Source organism: Sphingobium sp. AS12 (assembly GCF_019097845.1).
Classification (GTDB): domain Bacteria; phylum Pseudomonadota; class Alphaproteobacteria; order Sphingomonadales; family Sphingomonadaceae; genus Sphingobium.
Map to the genome: position 1 here is coordinate 1 of NZ_JAHRGM010000062.1, position 2,644 is coordinate 2,644.

The 2,644-nt window shown below is 62.0% G+C and carries 2 protein-coding genes; both read right to left on the bottom strand.

Annotation, left to right across the window (positions count from 1 at the left end):
* Nucleotides 1-79 precede the first annotated feature (79 nt).
* Nucleotides 80-943, bottom strand: a complete 864-nt coding sequence (gene istB / locus KRZ98_RS19775; protein ID WP_004211466.1) for an IS21-like element helper ATPase IstB — start codon at nt 941-943, stop codon at nt 80-82.
* Nucleotides 940-2,412, bottom strand: coding sequence for an IS21 family transposase (gene istA, locus KRZ98_RS19780; protein ID WP_161626247.1), 1,473 nt, complete (start codon nt 2,410-2,412; stop codon nt 940-942). The genes istB and istA overlap by 4 nt, the downstream gene beginning before the upstream one ends.
* Between the last annotated feature and the right edge of the window lie 232 nt (nt 2,413-2,644).

Sequence of the window (2,644 nt, forward strand, 5' to 3'; positions counted from 1 at the left end):
TATAGCGCGACGATCTGGGTGAGAGGTCAGCGACTATCAGGATGAGAACAGATTGTCGCGGCGGGTTCATGGTGCCGGGTTAGATTGTCGCTGGCAAGGGCGATTCTTCGCTCTGATTGTCGCTGATCGACATTTTCTCGATGGATTTGATTGTCGCGTATTTTGGGGTCCTTCCAGCCCCTGTCTGTCGCTGGAGGGCGGCCCTGCGACGATAGCTCTCGACATTCATCTCGAAGATGGTGGCGTGATGAACGAGACGGTCGACGGCCGCGAGCGTCATGGCGGGATCCGGGAAGACCCGGTTCCATTCGCCGAAGGGCTGGTTGGCCGTGATGAGCATGGATCGGCGCTCATAGCGTGCGCTGATCAACTCGAAGAGCACGGAGGTTTCAGCCTGATCCTTGGCGACATAGGCGAGGTCGTCCAGGATGAGCAGGTGGTATTTGTCGAGCTTGGCGATGGCGGATTCGAGCGCCAGTTCGCGGCGCGCGAGCTGAAGCTTCTGGACCAGCTCGGACGTGCGGGTGAACAGCACGCGCCAACCATTCTGGACAAGTTGCAGGCCGATGGCTGCCGCCAAGTGGCTCTTTCCTCCGCCCGGCGGGCCGAACAGGATGAGATTGGCGCCCTTTTCCAGCCATCCGTCGCCCGAGGTCATGGCCGTGACCTGCGCCCGCGAGACCATCGGCACGGCGTCGAAGGCGAAGCTGTCGAGCGTTTTGCCCGGTGGTAATCGTGCGTCGCTCAGATGACGTTCGATCCTACGCCGGTCACGTTCGGCCATTTCATGCTCGGTAAGTGCAGCGAGCAGTCGGGTGGCAGGCCAGCCCTCCTTGTCGGCACGTTCGGTAAACTCGGGCCAGATCACCTTGATGGCAGGAAGCCTCAACTCGTTGAGGATGAAGCTCAGGCGCTGGGCATCGACGTTATGGGCCTTGGTCATGCGGCCTCTCCCAGCAGCAGGGCATCGTAGTCGGTCAGGGGGCCAAGCTCGACCACCACCTCGGGCAGCGCGGCCGGATCGGGCGAGAAGCGCGTTCGCAACGCGGCGATGTCAGGCAGCCGGCCTTCGTCAAGGTCCTGGGCGAGAAGATCGGCAAGCTCGGCCTCGCAGGCCCGTTCATGGGCCATAGACAGCAACTCGACCATCTTGCGGCAAGCGTCACGCTCGGACATGGCTTCGAGCAGCCGTTCGAACATGAGCCTGTACGCCTCGCGCGGGAACAACTGGTCGCGATAGGTCAGCTGCAGCAGGGCCATCGGCTTACGCCTGAGGCTATGGATCACGTGACGGTAATCCACCACATAGCCATGTTCGGTAGCGCTTTTCGGGCGACCGCGTGGCCGGGTCATGAGATAACTGCCGCCCAGGAACAGATCGAGCCGATCATCGTAGAGGCGCACACGCAGTCGATGCCCGATCAACCGTGACGGCACCGTGTAGAACACCTTGCGCAGAACGAAGGTGCTGGACGAGGTGACGGGAAGGATATGTTCCTCGTAGTCGCTGGTGCGACGATCAGGTAGCGGTTTGAGCGTTGCCCTTTCTGTGTCGATGCGGGCGGCACTGCGCCGGTTCTTTCGGGCAACGATCTCGTCGATGAACCTGCGATAGGCCGCGAGGTCCTCGAAGTCGGTCGATCCACGCATCGCCAGCGCATCCTCCACCGCCGCCTTGAGATGGCCGTGGGAGCTTTCGACGCTGCCATTCTCATGCGCGATGCCGCGGTTGTTGCGGGTCGGCGTCATGCCATAATGTTCGCACAAGGCGTCGTAGCGTGTGGTCAAGTCCGCACGGGCATCGGCATCAAGGTTGCGAAACGCGGCCGACAGACTGTCGCTGCGGTGTTCGCCCGGCGCGCCGCCCAGCATCCAAAGCGCGTTCTGCAGCCCCTCAGCCAATGCGACATAGCTCTCGCCGCCCAGGATGACATGGGCATGTTCGAAGCCTGACCACACCAGGCGGAAGTGGTAAAGCAGGTGATCGAGGGGCGCACCCGCGATCGTGACTTTGAGGCTCCTCATGTCGGTGAAGTCCGAAAGGCCCATTCGCCCCGGCTCATGAGTCTGGCGGAAGATCACTTCCTGTTCCGGGCCATGAACGGCCCGCCAGGCACGGATACGACGCTCCATCGTGCGGCGAACCCCAAAATCGAGATCGGGATGGCGACGGCGCATCTCCTCGAAGATCGCCACCGCCCGCAAGCCAGGTGCCGCCTTCAGCATTGGTACGATCTCGCTCTCGAAGATCGATTCCAACGGATCAGGTCGCCGTCGGCCGCGGGGCGCTTTACGGTGTGAAGGAAGCACCGGATCGCTCGCGATCCGGTAGCCCGTCGCGGTGCTGAACCCGGCCTTCGCCGCAGCCACCGGGACCGGGTTGGTCTGTCGCAATTTCATGAAAAGCCTCATTTGATGATCGTTGACTTGGCAACCCGGCACTCACGGCATCTCCCGCCAATCTGGATATGCCAATGAATATTGGGTCGGCCCCGACGATCTGCGGCTCCTCCATTAAAGGGCCATCGGTTGTTGGGGTCTCGGCTACGGGCTTCGGGCTACGCCCTCCGCCCTTCACCGACACCCCAACAACCGATTCTCATCTTGATTGTCGCTACGCTCGCATCCTGTCAGTCGCCGCGCA